This window comes from Streptomyces sp. DSM 118878, assembly GCF_052936595.1.
The window spans coordinates 1,704,421-1,723,178 of the sequence record NZ_CP193622.1 but is presented as its reverse complement, the minus strand read 5'-3'; the positions used below and the strand labels follow the sequence as shown (position 1 = coordinate 1,723,178).

Annotated in this window: 18 protein-coding genes; 8 read left to right on the top strand and 10 right to left on the bottom strand. The window is 73.5% G+C overall.

The window, feature by feature from the left end; all coding sequences use genetic code 11:
* Window positions 1–145: 145 nt before the first annotated feature.
* Genes ACRAKF_RS07225 through ACRAKF_RS07215 form a run of 3 tightly spaced genes read left to right on the top strand, consistent with a single transcriptional unit; the run spans window position 146 to window position 1,586 of the window.
* On the top strand, window positions 146–661 hold the full coding sequence (locus ACRAKF_RS07225) for a hypothetical protein (protein WP_447036084.1): 516 nt from the start codon (window positions 146–148) through the stop codon (window positions 659–661).
* A 41-nt stretch (window positions 662–702) separates the two neighbouring features.
* Window positions 703–1,170 (top strand): hypothetical protein, encoded by a 468-nt coding sequence (locus ACRAKF_RS07220; RefSeq protein ID WP_447036083.1) that lies wholly within the window; start codon window positions 703–705, stop codon window positions 1,168–1,170.
* Window positions 1,171–1,211: 41 nt separating this feature from the next.
* Window positions 1,212–1,586, top strand: a complete 375-nt coding sequence (locus ACRAKF_RS07215) for a peptidoglycan-binding domain-containing protein (RefSeq protein ID WP_447036081.1) — start codon at window positions 1,212–1,214, stop codon at window positions 1,584–1,586.
* Window positions 1,587–1,602: 16 nt separating this feature from the next.
* On the opposite strand, the gene ACRAKF_RS07210 is transcribed toward ACRAKF_RS07215, so the two are convergent.
* The 3 genes from ACRAKF_RS07210 to ACRAKF_RS07200 all read right to left on the bottom strand — a co-directional run bounded on the left by ACRAKF_RS07210 (window position 1,603) and on the right by ACRAKF_RS07200 (window position 4,444).
* Window positions 1,603–2,931 carry an APC family permease gene (locus tag ACRAKF_RS07210; protein ID WP_447036080.1) on the bottom strand — a complete coding sequence of 443 codons (1,329 nt, stop codon included), beginning with the start codon at window positions 2,929–2,931 and terminating at the stop codon, window positions 1,603–1,605.
* 78 nt (window positions 2,932–3,009) lie between these two features.
* Entirely contained in the window at window positions 3,010–3,879 is an 870-nt protein-coding gene (locus ACRAKF_RS07205) for an SDR family oxidoreductase (RefSeq protein WP_447036079.1), read from the bottom strand.
* Window positions 3,880–3,907: 28 nt separating this feature from the next.
* Complete coding sequence (locus tag ACRAKF_RS07200; RefSeq protein WP_447036078.1) at window positions 3,908–4,444, bottom strand: isochorismatase family cysteine hydrolase; 537 nt, start codon at window positions 4,442–4,444, stop codon at window positions 3,908–3,910.
* A gap of 146 nt (window positions 4,445–4,590) precedes the next feature.
* Between ACRAKF_RS07200 and ACRAKF_RS07195 the strand changes: the two genes are divergently transcribed.
* The 3 genes from ACRAKF_RS07195 (at window position 4,591) to ACRAKF_RS07185 (ending at window position 9,954) form a co-directional block, all read left to right on the top strand.
* Window positions 4,591–6,861: a catalase gene (locus ACRAKF_RS07195; RefSeq protein WP_447036077.1), complete on the top strand. Its 2,271-nt coding sequence runs from the start codon at window positions 4,591–4,593 to the stop codon at window positions 6,859–6,861.
* A gap of 224 nt (window positions 6,862–7,085) precedes the next feature.
* Entirely contained in the window at window positions 7,086–8,594 is a 1,509-nt protein-coding gene (locus tag ACRAKF_RS07190; protein WP_447036076.1) for an FUSC family protein, read from the top strand.
* A gap of 319 nt (window positions 8,595–8,913) precedes the next feature.
* Window positions 8,914–9,954, top strand: a complete 1,041-nt coding sequence (locus ACRAKF_RS07185; protein WP_447036074.1) for a lactonase family protein — start codon at window positions 8,914–8,916, stop codon at window positions 9,952–9,954.
* 84 nt (window positions 9,955–10,038) lie between these two features.
* Here the strand turns inward: ACRAKF_RS07185 and ACRAKF_RS07180 are convergent, their stop codons facing one another.
* The 6 genes from ACRAKF_RS07180 to ACRAKF_RS07155 form a co-directional block, all read right to left on the bottom strand.
* The gene (locus ACRAKF_RS07180; RefSeq protein ID WP_447036073.1) at window positions 10,039–10,983 is read right to left on the bottom strand and encodes a sirohydrochlorin chelatase; all 945 of its coding nucleotides are present in this window, start codon (window positions 10,981–10,983) and stop codon (window positions 10,039–10,041) included.
* An 84-nt stretch (window positions 10,984–11,067) separates the two neighbouring features.
* Entirely contained in the window at window positions 11,068–12,069 is a 1,002-nt protein-coding gene (locus tag ACRAKF_RS07175; protein WP_447036072.1) for an N-acetylglucosamine kinase, read from the bottom strand.
* Entirely contained in the window at window positions 12,066–12,743 is a 678-nt protein-coding gene (locus ACRAKF_RS07170; protein ID WP_447036071.1) for a uracil-DNA glycosylase, read from the bottom strand. The genes ACRAKF_RS07175 and ACRAKF_RS07170 overlap by 4 nt, the downstream gene beginning before the upstream one ends.
* 33 nt (window positions 12,744–12,776) lie before the next feature.
* Window positions 12,777–13,862, bottom strand: a complete 1,086-nt coding sequence (locus ACRAKF_RS07165; protein WP_447036070.1) for a WD40/YVTN/BNR-like repeat-containing protein — start codon at window positions 13,860–13,862, stop codon at window positions 12,777–12,779.
* Between the two features lie 134 nt (window positions 13,863–13,996).
* The gene (gene mmuM / locus ACRAKF_RS07160; protein WP_447036068.1) at window positions 13,997–14,917 is read right to left on the bottom strand and encodes a homocysteine S-methyltransferase; all 921 of its coding nucleotides are present in this window, start codon (window positions 14,915–14,917) and stop codon (window positions 13,997–13,999) included.
* A 73-nt stretch (window positions 14,918–14,990) separates the two neighbouring features.
* Window positions 14,991–15,920, bottom strand: coding sequence for an alpha/beta fold hydrolase (locus ACRAKF_RS07155; RefSeq protein WP_447036066.1), 930 nt, complete (start codon window positions 15,918–15,920; stop codon window positions 14,991–14,993).
* A 156-nt stretch (window positions 15,921–16,076) separates the two neighbouring features.
* Between ACRAKF_RS07155 and ACRAKF_RS07150 the strand changes: the two genes are divergently transcribed.
* On the top strand, window positions 16,077–16,844 hold the full coding sequence (locus ACRAKF_RS07150; protein WP_447036064.1) for an IclR family transcriptional regulator: 768 nt from the start codon (window positions 16,077–16,079) through the stop codon (window positions 16,842–16,844).
* A gap of 66 nt (window positions 16,845–16,910) precedes the next feature.
* Here ACRAKF_RS07150 and ACRAKF_RS07145 read toward each other — a convergent pair whose 3' ends face one another.
* Entirely contained in the window at window positions 16,911–17,636 is a 726-nt protein-coding gene (locus tag ACRAKF_RS07145; RefSeq protein ID WP_447036062.1) for an SDR family NAD(P)-dependent oxidoreductase, read from the bottom strand.
* 141 nt (window positions 17,637–17,777) lie between these two features.
* On the opposite strand from ACRAKF_RS07145, the gene ACRAKF_RS07140 reads away from it, so the two are divergent.
* Window positions 17,778–18,719 carry a helix-turn-helix domain-containing protein gene (locus ACRAKF_RS07140; RefSeq protein ID WP_447036061.1) on the top strand — a complete coding sequence of 314 codons (942 nt, stop codon included), beginning with the start codon at window positions 17,778–17,780 and terminating at the stop codon, window positions 18,717–18,719.
* The last annotated feature ends 39 nt before the right edge of the window (window positions 18,720–18,758 follow it).

The following is an 18,758-nucleotide window of genomic DNA, read 5'->3' as shown; positions in this document are numbered from 1 at the left end:
GGCACGCGCGGCCCCTGCGGGGGAGAGGGCGTGTCAGACACGTGTCAGGGCTCGGCGGCACCATCGGAACGTCAGCGGGCCGGACGACTGCCGAGAGCGCCCCCACGGCCCACCACGCGGAGTGATCTGCCGGGAGACAGCCGACATGGCCGTGAGACAGCTCGCACCACAGCGCGAAGGGAACGAACCGGACGCCGGGCGCCCACGCCTCCGCCGCGGCGGGAGCCGGGGGAGAGGATGGCGGGCCGCCCTGGCGTCCGCCGCCGTCAGCGCCGCCGTCCTGACCGTGTCACCGGCCTCGCAGGGCACCGCTTCGGCCTCGGCCGACACCGCGGCCTGCCAGTCGCGGACCGAAGCCAGGCACACCGACTGGACCGGCATGCACTTCCTCGGTGACGTGGTGTGCGCGCACAACACCGGTTCGATCCGCGTGCAGTCCACCACCGACTCCACGGTGAACGGCCAGATCGCCTTCTCGCCGAGCTGGTTCGTCTGCTGGAAGCGCGGCAGCGTCTACCAGGGCGGCGACATCTGGTACTACACCCAGGGCGACACGGTCTCCGGCGCCAGGACGGCGAAGGGCTGGGGCTACCTCCCCGCCGCCGAACTCTCCTCGCCGACGCACCCCGTCCCGGGCCTCAAGCAGTGCACCTGGTCATGACACCGCCCCTCGCCCCCGCCCGAGCCCACAGGAGTACGCGCATGAGCCGACCCTCCACGCCCGGCAAGCGCCGCACCGCCCTCGCGGGCGCCGCGCTCTGCCTGGCCCTGTCCGCGGCGGCGGCCCCCGCCGCCCAGGCGGGCCCGGCACCCGCGGCCGGTCCCGCCGACGCGTCGGCCACCTGCTCACTGCGGCAGAACCAGCCGCACAGGGACACCCTCGGCAACGCCTTCAGCCTCGACCTGTACTGCGACAACCTGGCCTCCGACGCGTTCGGCCGCCCCGCGTTCAACGCGCCGGTCACCGGCCGCCTGAAGCTCTCCCCGAGCTGGTTCGTGTGCTGGACGCTGGGCGACGCCGCGCCCGACGGCAACAAGGTCTGGTACTACACCCAGGGCGACGAGGTGGTGAGCCTCCCCGGGATCAAGGGCTGGGGCATGGTGCCCGCCAAGGTCGTACAGACCCAGAAGCACCCCTACCCCGGGCTGCCCCGCTGCCCCTGGGTCTGATCCGCACACCCCACGTACCCACCACAGTTCGGGAGACCACCGTGACTTCGCGACCCAGCAGAGCCCTCCGCACCCGTACGATCGCCGCCGCGCTGCTCGGCTGTGCGCTGATCGCGGGACCGGCCGTCGCCAGCGCCGGGGCGGGCACCGACGTCGGGACCAGGCAGGCCACCAACGGCGAGTGGCGCTACTGCCCCTACACCGGCGACCACCCGGAACTCGGCAAGGGCCACGCCAGCGACGCCGTGGGCCACCTCCAGTGCATCCTGAACAAGGTCTACGGCTACAAGAGCGTCGCCCAGGACAAGATCTTCGGCGACGCCACGCTGGCCGCGGTCAAGAACTTCCAGCAGAGCGTCGGCCTGAGCGCGGACGGCTTCGTGGGCCCCAACACGTGGGCGGCCCTGCACCCGTAGCGCACGGCGCGGGCTCTCAGCCGCCGCGCCGCAGCCCTGCCGCCGCCGCGGCGCCGCACACCGCGCCCACCGCGAGCACGGCCAGGCCCCGCAGCCACACCTCACGCTCGACCTGCGTCGCGAGCACCACGCAGGAGACCGCGCCGAGGAACGGCAGCACGAGCGGCGCCCGGAAGTGGTCGCGGGCCGCGGTGTCGCGGCGGCGCAGCACCAGCGCCGAGGTGTTGACGAGGAAGAAGACCACCAGCAGCAGGAGCACCAGGGTCGAGGCGAGCGTGGCCACGTCCCCGGTCAGCGCGAGCAGCAGGGAGAGTGCCGTGGTCGCGGCGATCGAGGCCCAGGGTGTGCGCCTGCCGGGCAGCACCTTGGCCAGGAAGGACGGCAGCAGCCCGTCGCGTGCCATGCCGTAGGCGAGGCGGGACGACATGATGCCGGTGAGCAGGGCACCGTTGGCCACCGCCACCAGGGCGATGGCGCTGAACAGCTCGGTGGGGACGCCGCCCGCCTCCTTGACGACTTCGAGCAGCGGCCCGCTGGACTCGGCCAGCTTCTCGGTCGGTACGGCCGCCGCGGCGGCGGCTCCGACCAGGGCGTACACCGCGCCCGCGGTGACCAGCGCGCCGAAGAGGGCCCGCGGGTACGAGCGGCGCGGGTCGCGGGTCTCCTCGGCCACGTTGACGGACGTCTCGAAACCGACGAAGGAGTAGTAGGCGAGCACCGCGCCGGTCAGCACGGCCGCCGCGGGGCCGTGGCTCGCCGTTCCGAGCTGCGTCAGCCTGCCCACGTCGCCGTCGCCGCGCAGCACGATCCACAGGCCGAGCCCGACCACGATCGCGAGGCCGCTCACCTCGATGACCGTGGCCACGACGTTGGCCCGCGTCGACTCACGGATGCCGCGCGCGTTCAGGAGCGCGAGCGCGGCGAGGAAGACGACCGTGACGAGCACGACGGGGAGCGTCACGAACTCGGACAGGTAGTCGCCGCCGAACCCGCGGGCCAGCGCGGCGACCGACACGATCCCCGCCGCGAGCATGCAGAACCCCGCGAGGAAGCCGGCGAACGGCCCGTACGCCAGCGTGGCGTAGTGGGAGGCGCCGCCCGCGCGCGGGTACTTGGTGACCAGTTCGGCGTACGAGGTGGCCGTCAGGAGCGCCAGACAGAGCGCCACGACCAGGGGCACCCAGACGGCGCCGCCGGAGTCGGCGGCCACCTGGCCCACCAGGACGTACACGCCCGCGCCGAGCACGTCTCCGAGGATGAAGAAGTACAGGAGGGGGGTGGTCAGAGCCTTCTTGAGTGGCGTCGGAGCGCTGGACGTCTCCGCCGCGGTGCCGGGAGTTCTCACCCAGGGCCCTATACCCGCGAAGCCGCCCACCAGGCAGTACGTCCCCCGGACGCCCGCACATCCGCTGGGCGCGCTGCTCTACACGTGGTCCCGGGCCTGAGCCGCGCGCCCGCCGGCACCGAGCAGGCCCGTCGACGAGAACTCCGAGCGCGTCAGCTCCTGCCGGGCCAAACGGGTCACGAGCCCCGGCAGGGCGGCCCGCACCGCCTGCACGCCCCGCAGCCATCCCGGCACGTACACGCTGGTCTCCCGCCGCTCGATCGCGCGCACGAGGCGGCGGGCCACCGGCGTCGCGGGGTGGATCCTGCGGGCCGGCGACGGCATGTGCGCCCGCAGTTCACGCAGTACGGGGTACTGGTCGGCGTCACGGATCATGTCCGTGTCGATCCAGCTCAGGTAGGCGATGCCCACGCCGACCCCCAGCGGGTCGAGCTCCGCGCGCAGGGTGTGGGCGAGGGACTCCGCGCCCGCCTTCGATGCGCAGTACGCGCTCATCATCGGGGCGGCGCCGATCGACGCCAGCGAGGCGATCTGGAGGTAGTGCCCGCGGGTGTGCAGGAGCTGGGGCAGGAAGGTGCGGGCGGTGATCGCGCTGCCCACGAGGTTCACCTCGATGACCCGCCGCCAGGTCGCGGGGTCGGAGTCGACGAACGGGCCGCCCTCGGCCACCCCGGCGTTCGCGACGACGACCGAGGCGGGGCCGAGCCGGCCGCGCACCTCCCGCGCCACGCGGGCCATCGCCGCGTCGTCGGTGACGTCCACGTGCCAGTGCCCCGATGCCGTGGGCAGCGCGGCGGCCACCCGGGCGAGCCCCCGCTCCTCCAGGCCGAGGAGCGCCACTTTCGCTCCGCGCGCGGCCAGCTCCGTGGCGACGGCCTCGCCGATACCGCGCGCGGCGCCGGTCACCACGGCCGTGCGGCCGCGCAGGACGCGCTGTCGGTCGGTCACGAGCACTCCTCCGGTTGGCGGCGGCCCCTCAGAACGCGACTCCCTCGGAGTCGGTGATGGCCGCGTGCATGTTGCGCTCCATCATGAGCAGCGCGGCCTGGGCCAGGTCGGGGTGGATATGGGCCACCGCGTCCTCGGGCACCGTCACCCGTAGATGGCGAATGTGCGCGTCGAGGGCGGAATACAGCACGCATTGCTCGGTCACCTGCCCGGAAAGGACCACGTGGTCGACGTCGAGCTGGGAGAGCAGATAAGTCAGCGGTGTCTCGAAGAAGATTGAATGACGGGCTTTCACCACGAACAGTGACGCGTCATCCGGTCGCACGGGACGGACCAGCTCGGAATGCGGCCCGGACAGGGCGGTATCGACTATCTCCCCGTGATGGGAGCGCCATTCACCGAAATTGTCATTCACATAGATGACCGGTACACCCTCCCGTCGTGCCCGCTCGATCAGCCCCACGACCGCGGGCAACGCCTTGCGTACGGACGGGATGAGCTGCTCGGCGTCGGGGTGATCGTACGTATTGATCATGTCGATGACGATGAGCGCGCTTTTACCCATGCGCCCATGATGGCACTGCCGCCCCGGACGGCGCAGTGCATGTGTCTCCCTCCGGGGGACGGGGTACCCGTCGTCACGCGATATCGCCCCTGCCCAGTGCCACTCACCCTGCGCGTGGCACCGTACCGTCGAAGGATCGGAACCCAGTGAGCGAGAAGAAGAACCCGGTGGCGGCCGCCGCGGAGAAGGCTGTGGAAAAGGTCCAGAAGGCCATGCGCACGGGAAATGAGATCCCGGGCGCCCCCGGCCCGGAGGCCGTGCCGGTCGACGAGCCCACGGAGCCGCGGGAGCCGCTGCCGCCCAAGCCCGACCAGCGCGGCCCGGACACCTACAGCCCCACCGGGCAGGCGACCGGGGTGCCGCAGGACAAGGTCGCCCAGGACGGCGCCTACCTGACCACCGCTCAGGGCGCGCGCCTGTACGACACCGACCACTCGCTGAAGGCGGGGTCCCGCGGCCCCGTGCTGTTGCAGGACCACCACCTGCGCGAGAAGATCACCCACTTCGACCACGAGCGCATCCCCGAGCGCGTCGTGCACGCCCGCGGCGCCGCCGCGCACGGCGTTTTCCGGGGCTACGGCTCCGCGGCCGGGATCACCAAGGCGGACTTCCTCGCCGAGGGCGTCGAGACCCCGGTCTACGTCCGCTTCTCCACCGTCCTGGGCTCACGCGGCTCCGCGGACACCGTGCGGGACACCCGGGGCTTCGCCACGAAGTTCTACACCCGGGAGGGCGTCTTCGACCTCGTGGGCAACAACATCCCGGTGTTCTTCATCCAGGACGCGATCAAGTTCCCCGACATCATCCACGCGGGCAAGCCGCACCCCGACCGCGAGATCCCGCAGGCGCAAAGCGCCCACGACACCTTCTGGGACTTCGTCACCCTCCACACCGAGGCCACCTTCCACACGATGTGGAACATGTCGGACCGCGGCATCCCGCGCTCCTACCGGATGATGGAGGGCTTCGGCGTCCACACCTTCCGCCTGGTCAACGCCGAAGGCGCCACCACGCTGGTGAAGTTCCACTGGAAGCCGCGGCTCGGCGTCCACTCCATGGTCTGGGAGGAGGCGCAGATCACCGGCGGTGTCGACCCCGACTTCCACCGCCGCGACCTCGCCGACGCCATCGAGGCGGGCGCGTACCCGGAGTGGGAGCTCGGCGTCCAGACCTTCCCGGACACCCCTGACCAGATGTTCGAGGGCATCGACCTGCTCGACCCCACGAAGATCGTGCCCGAGGAGCTGGCGCCGGTCCGCCCGATCGGCCTGCTGACCCTCAACGCCAATCCGTCGAACTACTTCGCCGAGACCGAGCAGGTCGCCTTCCACCCGGGCCACCTCGTACCCGGCATCGACGTCACCAACGACCCGCTGTTGCAGGGCCGCCTCTTCTCCTACCTCGACACGCAGATCAGCAGGCTCGGCGGCCCCAACTTCGGGCAGCTCCCGATCAACCGCACCCACGCGCCCGTCAACGACATGCTGCGCGACGGCATGCACCAGACCGCCGTGCACCGGGGCGTGGCGCCCTACCGGCCCAACTCCGCCGACGGCGGCTGCCCCTTCCTCGCCGGAGCCGACACCGGGGCGTACATCGAGGTGCCCGCGGAGGTGGCCGCCTCCCACAAGGTGCGCGAGGCGCCGGCCACGTTCGACGACCACTTCAGCCAGCCCCGGCAGTTCTGGCTCAGCATGACCTCCGTCGAGCGCGAACACCTCGTCGCCGCCTACACCTTCGAGCTCGGCAAATGCTGGGAGACCGGCATCAAGGAGCGGGGGCTCAAGGTGCTCGCCAACATCGACCCCGAGCTCTGCTCGCAGGTCGCGAAGGGACTCGGCCTGCCCGCGCCCCGGCCCGTCGGCCCGCTCGCCGATGTCGCGCCGAGCCCCGCCCTCTCCCAGGTGGGCGAGGAGTGGCCGGTCGACGGCCGCATCATCGGCATCGTCACCGACGGCGCCGACCTGGACGGCGTCCGCTCGGTGCGCCAGGAGGTCCTGGACGCCGGCATGGTCCCGCTGGTCATCGCTCCGGCCGGCGGCACACTGGGTCTCGACGCCGACCCGGTCGCCGTGCAGCGCACCTTCACCACCGCGCGGTCCATCGAGTTCGACGCCATCCTCCTCGCCGCCGCGCCAGCCCCGGCCCCCGACGCCTACGGGGCGCGCGACGCCAAGGTCGACGACAAGGCGGCCGGAGCGGGCATCGACCCCCGGGTGCTGCTCCTGGTCACGGAGGCCTTCCGGCACGGCAAGGCCCTCGGCGCCTGGGGCCCGGGGCTCCGCGCCCTCGAATCGGCCGGGCTGTCCACCGGCACCGCGGGCGTGGCCACGGGCGAGCCCACCGCCGTGCTGCGTACGGTCACACGGCTGCTCGGCGGCCACCGCGCCTGGGAGCGCTTCGGCCCGGCCGTCTGACGCGTGATCCGTTGGCCCGCCCACGGTCCAGTGAAATGGCCGTGCGGTGGGCCAATGGTCCAGTGGGCCCGGCCGCGGTTGAGCCAGGGGGCGATCAGATGGTCTGATGGTGTCGTCGATGGCGCTGCGGGATTCCGCGGCGCCTTTTTCATGCGGGTTCCTCTCGGCGAACCGCACGAACAGCACGAACCACACGGACCGGACGCGAAAGGGGCGGAGAGACAGTGCTGAAGAAGGTGTTCATGGCGCCGGATCCGGGACGGGTGCGGCTGCGCTTCGCCTCCCGGGCCGTCCTCGGCATCGGCGGGGCGGTGGCGGTATGCGGCCTGGCCGGGCATTCGCTCGTCGCGGCGATCACGGGCGGGCTCGCCGCGCTGCTCGCCCTCTTCACCGTCGGCGACGCCACGGTCCGGGGGCAGGCGGTCACCACGGCCCTGCTGCCCGCCGTCGGCTTCCCCGTACTCGCCGTCGCCGCCCTGCTGCACGACGTGCCCGTGGCGCGCGACGCCGCCTTCCTCGCCGTCATGGGAGCCGGCGTGTACGCGCGGCGCTGGGGGCCCCGCGGGCACTCCCTCGGGGTGTTCGCGTTCATGATGTTCTTCGCGACGCAGTTCCTGCACACGGTCCCCGGCCAGCTCCCCGAGCTGTTCGCCGCCGTCCTGCTCTCGCTCTGCACCGCGGCGGCCGTCCGGTTCGGCGCCTGGTGCTACGAACGCCGGCTGCCCCCGGCCGCCGCCCCGCCGCCCCACCCCGGCACCGGACTCGCCCGTACGACGACACGGCAGGCCGTGCAGGCCGTCGCGGGCGGCGCCTTCGCGCTCGCCGCGGGCCAGGTGCTCTCCGAACAGCGCTGGTACTGGGCCGTGGGCGCCACCTGGTGGGTCTTCGTCAACACCGCCTCCAGCGGGGAGACCCTCGTCCGCAGCTTCCGCCGGGTACTCGGCACGGTCATCGGCATCGCCCTCGGCCTGGTCGTCGCCGTGCCGCTGCACGGGGCGCCCGTTCCCTCGGCGGTCATCGTCGCCGTCAGCGTCTTCGGCATCTTCTACACGGCCGCCGTCTCCTACACCTGGATGATGCTCGCGGTGACCGTCATGGCCGGCGTGCTCTACGGCCTGCTCGGCGTGCTCGACCCGGCCCTGCTCGCCCTGCGGGTGGCCGAGACCGGGGCGGGAGCCCTCGGCGCCGCCCTCGCGGTGCTGCTCATCCTGCCCGTGACCACGCATGCCACCACCCACGCCTGGATCGAACGCGCCCTGCGCTGCGTGCACGCCTGCACCGCCGAGGCCGCGGCCCGGCTCGCCGGTTCGGGGACGGCCGACCCCGCGCCCCGCGTCGCCGAGCTGGAACAGCTCCTCGGCAAGGTGCGCCTCTCCCTCGCCCCGCTGGTCCACCCGCTCAGCCCGCTGCGGGCCCGCAAGGAACGCGCCCGGCGGGTCATCGCCCTGCTCGACGCCTGCGCCGACGAGGTGCGCGGCCTTGCCTCGATCGCCGCGGACCCCGAGGCGTCCCACGACGACCGGCTCGCCGCCGCCTGCTGGCGCGTGGAGGCCGCGGTGGAGGCGCTGACCGGGCCCGCCGGAAGCGCTCGCGGAGCGGCCGGACCCGCCGAAGTGCCGCACGGCTCCGTCGCCGAACCGGCCCTCGCCCATCTGCACGGCCTGGAGAAGGCCCTGGCCGAGCTGGCCGACCCCCTGCACAGCTCACCGCGGACACCGCTGCTCGGAGCCTGATCGCGGAGACATCGCGGACACATCGCGGAGACAAAAAAGAGCCCCGGCTGGACGGGGGAGACCAGCCGGGGCGGCAGAGGGGTGGCGGGCGGAGGACGGTCGCCTCTCGGTGAGGGGCTTCGCGGCTCCGTGGCCACATATGGATGAACGGTGAACCAGTCAGGAATGTTCCGCCGCCCGCCCGCGCGGGAGAGTGAGCTGCGACACACGCGATGACCTCCACGGGCTCGCCCCCGCCCACCTGGTCTAGACCCACTGCTAGCGTCGGCCGCACGAGCGGCGCCCGGCACGCGGCGCCCCGGTCGAGAGGGGACAGCCAGTGGTCGTGGGCAAGCAGGCCGGACGGGCCTACATCGGATCCTTCACCGCCGCCGGAGGCTTCGGGGTCATCACCGCGGCCGTCGACGCGGACACCGGCGCGCTGACCGTCCTCAGCACCACCGACGCGGTCCCCGACCCGTCCTACCTCGCCCTCTCGCCCGCCGGGAACGTCCTCTACGCGGTCAGCGAGACGTCCGACGGCGCCGTCGCCGCGTACCGCCTCGACGGGGACAAGCCGGAGCTCGACGGCGAGCCCGTACCGGTCGGCTCGGCCCCCACCCACCTCGACCTGTACGACGGTCACCTGCTCACCGCCAACTACCGGTCGGGCAGCGTCACCGCCGTACCGCTGCGCGAGGACGGCGGCCTCGCCGCCACCCCGTCCAGCGAACTGCGGCACACCGGCTCAGGACCGCACCCGCAGCGCCAGCAGGGCCCGCACGCCCACCAGGTCCTCGCCGACCCCAGCGGCCGCTGGGCCGTCAGCGTCGACCTGGGGACGGACTCCGTGCGCGTCTGCGCGTTCGGCGACGACGGTCTGACCCTCCACCGCGAGGTCGCCGTGCGCCCCGGCTCGGGGCCGCGGCACCTCGCCTTCCACCCGGACGGCGACCGCGCCTACCTCCTCAACGAACTGACGCCCACCCTCACCACCTGCTCCTGGGACGCCGGGACGGGCGCACTCAAGCCGCTCAGCGAGGTCACCGTCCTCGCCGACGCCCCCGAGGGCGACGTCTACCCCTCCGAGGTCGTCGTCGCCCCCGACGGACGGTTCCTGTGGACCGCCACGCGCGGCACGGACGTCATCTCCGTCCTCGCCCTCGGCGGCCCCGACGAGGCGCCCCGGCTCGCCGCCACGGTGCCGTGCGGCGGGCACTGGCCGCGTGACCTGGCCATCCACCCCTCGGGCCGCCACCTCTACGCGGCCAACGAGCGCTCCGGTGACGTCACCTGGTTCACGATCGACCAGGACACGGGCATCCCCCGCAAGGCGGGCACGATCGACGCGCCCGCCGCCTCCTGCGTGATCTTCGGCTGAGCCCGCCCCGCCCGCGTACGCGAAAGGGCCCGCCCCCACATCGGGGCGGACCCATCCGCGTACGTACGAGAAGCGCACAGGCTCTCAGTGCACCGGCGCGCCCGAGGCCTGCTGCGGGGCGATGCCCAGGGCCGTCGTGTACTTCGAGAGCGCCAGCTTGCCGATCGCCGGGTAGGGGCCGAGCGGATCGGCGGACGAGCAGCCCGCTTCCTTCGCGGCCGCGTCGAGCAGCCCCTCGTCGAGCTCGGGGCCGATCAGGTACGGGGCCAGGGCGAGCTGGGCCGAGCCCGAACCGCGTAGCTGCTCGGCGATCGCCGCGACGGCGCCCTCCTGGTCGAGCGCGGCAGCCATCACCGGCACCGCGAGGCGCGCGGCGAGCAGCATGCCGGTGATCCCGGCGGCCTGCACGGCCTCCTCGCCGCCGACCGTGGCCAGGATGATGCCGTCCGCCGCGGTCGCCACCGTGAACAGCCGGGCCCGGTCGGCGCGGGCGAGGCCCGCCTCCGACAGGCGCACGTGCAGCGCCTCGGCGAGCAGCGGGTGCGGGCCGAGCACATCGGTCAGCTCGGCGGGGGCGTGGCTGTCCGCGACGGACTGCCGGATGCGCCCCATCAGCGCGCTGTCGGGGCCCGCGAGCAGCGGCACGACGACCGCGACGGGGCCCTCCGGCTCGGCGACCTCGGCGCCGGCCTCGCGCGCGCGCTCGAAGCGGGCGGTGCGCTCGGCCGTCGCGTGCGCGAGCACGGAGTGCAGCGAGGGGAACTCGGGGAAGGACGTGACGGTGGCGTCCTGCGTGCCGTCGAGGTAGCCGATCCTGGCGTCGAGGCCGGGCAGCTCGGAGCGGGCGATGCTCACGACCTCTTCGGCGAGGCTGCGCGTGGTGGTGCTGGGGGCGCCCGGCACGGCGAGAACCAGTGCGGGCGCGCCCTCAGGAGCCGCGACGGGCTCCGGACGGCGGTGCCGGCCCGGCTGACGGGGGCGCGGCATTCGTACGGGCAGGCCGGATGCGGGCCCAGTGGGGGAGCTCATGCGCCCGCATGCTACTGGCTTGCGGCCTTACGCTGTTCGGGGAGGGTGCAGGTGGGCGGTATAAGTCCGTTTTTGTCTGATGAATTACGCAGAGGTCAACTCCCCGCCCCGCCCGGCCTGCCCATGGACGGAGAGCATGCGCGCGTCGTGCGGCAGCAGCAGCCGGTCCGCCGCCAGATCGCCCGCGATGCGCAGGGCGCCGTCCAGCGGATCGCCCGCGGCGGGGACCTGCCGTGCCCGCGGCAGCGACTCCGACAATTCCCCGCGCAACGGGCCGAGCAGCGGCTCGCCCATCGCGAAGAGACCGCCGGTGAGCGCCACTTCGCTCACCACGTCCTGCGGACAGACGGCCGCGGCGGCCTCGGCGATATGCCGCGCGGCATCCCGGAGGATGCCGCGCGCCACCACGTCATCCGCCGCGCAGGCCGCGACCTCGGGCGCGAAGGAGGCAAGGACCGCGGGCCGGTCCGCCCGCGGATAGAGCTGTCCCGGCAGCCCGGCCGGCGGACCGAAGACGGTCTCCGCACGGTCCCGCAGCGCCCGCGAGCCGCCCCGTCTGCCGTCGTGCGCCCGCATCGCCGCTTCGAGCCCCGCGCGCCCGATCCAGGCGCCGCCCCCGCAGTCGCCGAGGAGATGCCCCCAGCCGTCGGCGCGACGCCACGTGGCGAGATCCGTGCCGACCGCGACCAGCCCGGTGCCCGCGGCCACCACCGCGCCGGGGCGGTCGCCCAGGGCACCCGCGTACGCGGTCACCGCGTCCGTGGCCAGCGCGACCCGCTCCACGTCCAGCGCCCGGCCGAACGTGCCGGGCAGCCGCGCCCGCAGGTCGTCGCCGAGCGTCGCCATCCCGGCGGCGCCGACCGCGACCGCGGAGATCCGCACGCCGCCCGCCTCCGCCAGGAGGGCCCGCACCATGGGCAGCAGCAACTCCATGAAGTGCCCGGCGTCGATGCCGCGCGGCCCGGTGCGCACCGGCTCGGCCGAGCGCACCGGCTCCGGGCACGGCACCCCCTCCGGAGTCCCGAGAGCGGCCCGCAGACCGGAGCCTCCCGAGTCGACGCCCAGTACGCACCCGGCCGCGGTCACGGCAGCCGCCAGTCCACCGGCTGCGCGCCCTGCCGTACGAGGAGGTCGTTGACCCGGCTGAAGGGGCGCGAGCCGAAGAACCCGCGGTCCGCCGACATCGGGGAGGGGTGCGAGGACTCCACCGACGGCAACTGCCCGAGCAGCGGCCGCAGATTGCGCGCGTCCCGTCCCCAGAGGACCGACACCAGCGGCTTGCCGCGCGCGGCGAGGGACCTTATCGCCTGCTCGGTCACCTCTTCCCAGCCCTTGCCGCGGTGCGCGGCCGGCTTGCGCGGGGCCGTGGTCAGCGCCCTGTTGAGCAGGAGCACGCCCTGCCGCGTCCACGGCGTGAGGTCGCCGCTGGCCGGCGGCGGCAGGCCCAGGTCGTCGCCCAGCTCGCGGTAGATGTTGATGAGGCTGCCGGGCAGCGGACGCACCTCGGGCGCGACCGAGAACGAGAGCCCCACCGCGTGACCGGGCGTGGGGTAGGGGTCCTGTCCGACGATCAGGACGCGGACGTCGTCGAAGGGCTGCTGGAAGGCGCGCAGGACGTTCGGGCCCGCCGGGAGGTAGGTGCGCCCCGCGGCGATCTCCGCGCGCAGGAAGTCCCCCATCCCGGCGATCCGTTCGGCCACCGGCTCCAGGGCCTTGGCCCAGCCTGGTTCGACGATCTCATGCAAGGGTCGTGGTGCCACGCCGTCACCCTACTGCCGCCACACGGCCCTCGATCAACCGATGGCCGCGGCCCGCACACAGAGCACGTCCGGCAGATGCGAGGCGAGCAACTGCCAGGTGTCGCCGTCGTCGGCCGACGCGAACACCTCGCCGTTGCGATTGCCGAAGTAGATGCCCGCCGGGTCATTGCCGTCGGTGCACATCGCGTCCCTCAACACCGTGCCGTAGTGGTCCTCCTGGGGGAGTCCCGCGCTCAGCGGCTCCCAGCTCTGGCCCGCGTCCGCCGTGCGGAACACCCGGCAGCGGTGGTCCGCGGGGACCCGGTCCATGTCCGCGTTGATCGGGAACACATACGCCGTGCCGCCGCGGTGCGGGTGGGCCACCACGGCGAAGCCGAAGTCGGAGGGCAGACCGCCGCCGATGTCCGTCCAGCTCGCCCCCGCGTCGTCGCTGCGATACACCCCCCAGTGGTTCTGGAGATACAGCCGGTCCGGGTCGGCCGCGTCCCGCGCCACCTTGTGCACGCACTGCCCGAACTCCGGGTCCTCGTCCGGCAGGAACACCGCGGAGACGCCCTTGTTCGAGGGGGCCCAGCTCGCCCCGCCGTCCTCGGTGCGGAACACCCCCGCAGCGGAGACCGCGACGGTCACGGAACGGGCGTCGCGGGCGTCGGTCAGGACGGTGTGCAGGCCCTCGCCGCCGCCGCCCGGCACCCACTGGGAGCGGGTGGGATGCTCCCACAGCGGGCGCACCAGCTCGAAGCTCTCGCCGCGGTCCTCCGAGCGGTACAGCGCGGCGGGCTCCGTGCCGGCATAGACCACGTCCGGTTCGGCCGCCGAGGGGTGGAGCTGCCACACCCGCTCCAGCGACGCGCCCGTGTCCTTCGGGAACTTCACCGCGGGCTTCGTGGGCTCCATCCACGTCCGTCCGAGATCGTCGGAGTGGAAGACGGACGGGCCCCAGTGCGCGCTGTCACCCCCCACGAGCAGCCTGGGGCGCGGGCCACGGGTGTCGATCGCGACGGAGTACACCGCCTGCGCGTTGAAGTACGGACTGTCGTCGAACTCCCAGGCGCCACCGCGCCTGCGGCCGATGAACAGGCCCTTGCGGGTGCCTACGGACAGAAGAACCTCGGCCATGGCGGCCACCTCCGCGACGTCGTTGTCTCAGGTATCCGTCAGTCTGCACCCCACCACTGACAGTCCTCCCCTCGACCGGCGTTCCCGCAGGTCGGGCACCGTGTCCCCGGACGCCGTGCCTCGGACGCCCTGTCTCAGGCGCCATGTCCCCCGGCCGCGCGGTCCGGCGGCGACAGTTCGGCCGCCGCCTCCGCGATCGCCGCGGGGCCCACGCGGCAGCAGCCGCCGATCAGCCGCGCCCCCGCAGCCCGCCACCCCGCGACCATGCCGGGTTCGAACCGCGCCGGGCCGCGCCAGGCCCGCGCCCCGGCGTCCCAGGCCTCCCCGCTGTTCGGGTAGACGACCACCGGCAGCCCGGTGACGCGCCGGGCCACGGCGGCCGCCGCCTCGACGTCACGCGGATCGCAGCAGTTCACGCCCACCGCGATCACCTCCTCGGCGTCCGCGGCGAGCGCGAACGCCTCCTCCAGCGGCTGCCCCGCGCGCGTGCGCCCGCCCGCCACGCAGTACGACAGCCAGGCGGGCACCCCGAGGCCGCGCACCGCCCGCAGCAGGGCCCGCGCCTCGTCGGTGTCGGGCACCGTCTCCAGGGCCAGCACGTCGGGCTCCGCCGCGGCGAGCGTCTCCAGGCGCGGCCGGTGGAAGCGCTCCAGGTCCGCCACGGTGAGCCCGTACCGGCCGCGGTACTCGGAGCCGTCCGCGAGCATCGCGCCGTAGGGCCCCGCCGAAGCGGCCACCCACACCTCACGGCCGAGGCCCGCGCCGGCCCGCCGCGCCAGCTCCACGCTCAGCCGGAGCAGCTCGGCGGTGCGGCGGGCGTCGATGCCGTGCCGGGCGAACCCCTCGTACGTCGCCTGGTAGCTCGCGGTGATGGCGACCTCGGCGCCCGCCTCGTAGTAGGCGCGATGGGCGGCCTCGATCGCCGTCGGCTCGTCGGCGAGCAGCCGCGCCGACCACAGGGCGTCGCTCAGGTCGTGCCCGGCGGCCTCCAACTGGTTGGAGAGGCCGCCGTCGAGCACGACAGGGCGGCGGTTCAGGGCATCCGCGAGTCTCACACCTCCGACGCTAGCCGAGGCGCGGCGGCCATCGTGCCGGGAGCCCGACCGCGCCTGCCCGCACGACAGCCGGTCACCCGGTCAGCGTGGCCGCCCACCGCGTGAAGATCTCGACGTACCGCGCCGGGTCGGACTGGTGCATCATGTGCGTCGCGTCCGGCACCGACTCGTAGTCGACCGTCACCCCCGCCGACTTCATCAAACGCATGGCCTGCGCGGCTTGTTCGTCGGAGAGCGCCCCGAGCAGGTCCCCGGTCTCCGGGTCGGTGCCGTGCACGTGGTGCGTGAGGAGCACCGGCGTTTTGACCTGGCCCAGCATGCGCTCGTGCGGGCAGTTCAGCCCGACGGTCCCCTCGTAGAAGGCCCGGGCCCATTCCGGGTCGTACTCCTTGAGGTGCTGCGGGATCACGTCCGCCACGAAGGACCGCGCCATCGGCGACGACGAGACTCCGGCCGCGCGGCAGAACCCCTCCCAGTCACCCACGCTCCACTGGTCGCCGAGGAACGTGCGGAAGAGCTCGAACACCGGCCCCACCGCCTGCCGGATCGAGTGACCGTGCGCCGGGACGAGTTCGGACGCGAAGAGCGGCGGGTCCTCGCACAGGACGCCCCGGAGCTGACCGGGCATGGAGTACGCCGACAGCCACGCCGCGAGGACGCCGCCGGAGGAATTGCCCGCGACGACGACGGGCCGCTTCACCACCAGAGCGATGAACCGGACCAGGTCGTTGCCGAAGTTGTCGAGGCTGTAGCGCTTCGGGGTCCAACTGCTGCGCCCCTGGCCCCGCAGGTCGACGGCGTAGACGTGGAAGTGCTCCGCGAGGAGGCCCATCGCCTCCTCGTACGACCACCAGGATCCCGTCTGCTCGGGGATCAGCAGCACGGCGGGCCGGTCCGGGTCACCGGCCTCGGCATAGTTCATGGTGATCTCGCCGAGATCGATCTGCCGTTCGGGATAGAGGTGCGGGACGTGGACGTCGCGCGGCGCGGGGTCGGTCACCATGGTGGTCTCCTCGGTCTGTGCTGCCCGTCGTTACGGGCGGACGGCGCTTCCTGCGGCCCGGCGCCGGTGATCCAGGGCCGGCGCCCGCCCTCACCGGGCGGGCACGTCACGAGTTATTGTTCGAACCGTGGCAGATGACGCGCACCGAGGATTCCGATGAGTGGAACACCGGTACAAGTCCCGCGCTCGGGCAGGCCGTCGCACGGCGAACCGATCCTGGAGCGGGCCTTCCGGGTCCTGGGTGCCTTCACCGAGGCCGGCGTGGGCCTGGCACTTCACACCATCGCGGCCCGGGCGGGCCTTCCGAAGAGCACCACGTCCCGGATCGCGTCCCAGCTCACGGACGTGGGAGCCCTCGAACGCCTCGACAACGGCGACTTCGTCGTCGGCCTGCACCTGCTCGAGATCGCCTCGCTGGCGCCCCGCGGCCACGGACTGCGCGCCGCCGCGTTGCCGTTCATGCAGGAGCTGCACCGGGCCACCGGCCAGCACATCCTCCTCGCCGTGCGCGACGGTGACGAGGCCGTTCTGGTGGAGCGGCTGTCCGCACGGGACGCGGCGGCGGTCAAGTACCGGGTCGGCGGACGCCTTCCCCTCACCGGGACCGGCATCGGCATCGCCCTGCTGGCGCACGCTCCCGAGCGGATACGGAAGGAAGCGCTGGCCGGCGCGGACGACGCGGCCCGCGTCCGCCGACTCCTGGCCACCGTCCGCAGCGACGGCGTCTGCGCCGTGACGATACCCAACCCACTGCGCTCCGGGCCCACCGCCATGTCGACCGTCGCCGCCCCGATCCTGAGCCGTCGCGGCGCCGCGCTGGGCGCGTTGTCGCTGGTCGCACCCGACGAGGGCGGACCCCGTACCGCGGCCGTGACGGCGCTGCGCAGGGCGAGTCTGGCGATCTCCCGGGCCGCGAGGCCGTGAACCACGCCTGCGCCGGGCAGCGGACCGGCGCCCACCGCCTGGCCCGGCCGTGCGGCCGCCGACTGCTCAGGGCTCGACGAACTTGTCCGCCAAACCCCTTTCCAGGTAGTCGTCCGGCAGATCCTGGATGACGAGCTCGGCTTCGGTGCGCCCGGTGTGCAGCCGCCAGTAGGCGTCGGCGATCGTCTGCGGCTGGGAGTCGTGGCCCCCTTGGCCGATGAAGGCGGCGATCGCCACGTGCGCGGCGTAGACGCCGGTGCCGGAGAGCGCCGCGTGCAGGTTGAGGATCCAGTTGCGCATCCCGCCGGTGGCGATCTGGACGTTCGCCACGTGCGGGGCGATCACCGGCCCCGACCCCGCCCCGCTGCTGACCAGGATCGTCCCCGTGCCGCGCTCCAGCATGCCGGGCAGGACGTGCTGCACCGCCGCCACGCCCCCGAGCAGATAGAGGTCCAGTTGGGCCAGCACCGAGTCGACGGTGACCTTCGTGGCCTCGACCAGCGGCGCCCGGCGCAGGTCGGCCAGGGACGGCGCGGGCGAGTACTCGAGTATGTCGATCGGTCCCAGCCGCTCCTCGGCGGCCGTGAGCGCCGCGTGCAGAGCGGGACGGTCGGTCACGTCGGCGGGGAACGCCTCGACCCGCACGCCCGTGTCCGACAGGTCGTCGGCCACCGCCTCCAGCGTCGTACGGCTGCGGGCGATCAGCGCCACGTCGACCCCCTCGGCGGCGAACCGCCGGCCGATGGAGCGCCCCAGTTGCGGACCTGCGCCCACGATCGCGAGCGTGCTCAATGCGCCACCTCATTACCCTGGTATCGACATTCCGGACCGCGGATGTCGGATCTTCGATGCATGCCGGAACAACCGTAGGAAGCGTGGGACCTCGGCGTCTTGGACCGGCGCGTCAGCCCGAACGGGAGATTCGCGACAACGATGAGTGGCACTTTCTCGGCGGACGTGAGCGGCGCGAACGCCTTCAGCGACTTCGCACACGAGTGGCGGAGCCGGATGGGCGAGCCCTTCGCGCTGGCGCCCTTCCGCCGGACGACCGTGTCCGGCTTCTCGGCGCGGTCCCGCGGTTTCAGGGTGCGGGACATGATGTTCAACCGCTTCGAGACCGCGGCCGCCCTGCGGACGGCGGGCCGACGGGTCGGGGCCGACGATCACGTACGCCTGTGGATCGTCCACCGGGGCGCCTGGCGGTTCGAGGAAACGTCAGGAGCCGAGCACACGGCACCGGCCGGCCGCCTGCTGGTACAGAGGGGAAGGCTGTCCCACTTCTCCGCGGCGCCGCACACCGTCGTGCGGGTACTCGTCCTGCCCGCCGCAGAGGTGCGGTCCGGACGGGGCGGGCCGGCCTCCGGTCCGGCCGATACCGCCGAGGTGCGGCTGCTGACGGCGCACGCCGCCATGGTGGGCCGGACGCTGGACCGTCTCGGGCCGGCCGGGGTCGACGCCGCCCGCAGCACCCTGGCCGAGTTGGCCCGGGCCGCCGCCGGGGGCGGCCTGGACGACGTGGAGCCCCTGTTGTCGCCGGCCCTGGCCCAGGCCGCGCGGGACCTGGCCGACCGCCGGCTCACCGACCCCGCCCTGTCGCCCTCGGCTCTGGCCCGGGAGCTGAACGTCTCCCCGCGTACCCTCCAACGGGCCTTCGCCAGGGAGGGCCTGCCGCTGAGCACCTACATCCGGCGCCGCCGCGTCGAGGAGGCATGCCGCGCGCTCGTCGCGTCGCACCGGCGCATGACCGTCACGGAGATAGCCGCCCGCTGGCAGTTCGCCGACAGTGGCCACTTCGCCCGTGCCTTCCGCAAGTACTACGGCCGGACCCCGACCGACTACGCCGCGACCGCTGCTCGTGAAACGGATGCCCCATAGCCGGGCGGGGCCGGTGCCGCCACCCGCCCACGGCAGGGC

Excerpts from the sequence above, each read along its gene's own strand:
- ACRAKF_RS07180 (WP_447036073.1), bottom strand. The coding sequence starts at position 10,983 with ATGAGCTCCCCCACTGGGCCCGCATCCGGCCTGCCCGTACGAATGCCG.
- ACRAKF_RS07200 (WP_447036078.1), bottom strand. The coding sequence starts at position 4,444 with ATGGGTAAAAGCGCGCTCATCGTCATCGACATGATCAATACGTACGAT.
- ACRAKF_RS07150 (WP_447036064.1), top strand. The coding sequence starts at position 16,077 with ATGAGTGGAACACCGGTACAAGTCCCGCGCTCGGGCAGGCCGTCGCAC.
- ACRAKF_RS07165 (WP_447036070.1), bottom strand. The coding sequence starts at position 13,862 with ATGGCCGAGGTTCTTCTGTCCGTAGGCACCCGCAAGGGCCTGTTCATC.
- ACRAKF_RS07155 (WP_447036066.1), bottom strand. The coding sequence starts at position 15,920 with ATGGTGACCGACCCCGCGCCGCGCGACGTCCACGTCCCGCACCTCTAT.
- ACRAKF_RS07225 (WP_447036084.1), top strand. The coding sequence starts at position 146 with ATGGCCGTGAGACAGCTCGCACCACAGCGCGAAGGGAACGAACCGGAC.
- ACRAKF_RS07220 (WP_447036083.1), top strand. The coding sequence starts at position 703 with ATGAGCCGACCCTCCACGCCCGGCAAGCGCCGCACCGCCCTCGCGGGC.
- ACRAKF_RS07140 (WP_447036061.1), top strand. The coding sequence starts at position 17,778 with ATGAGTGGCACTTTCTCGGCGGACGTGAGCGGCGCGAACGCCTTCAGC.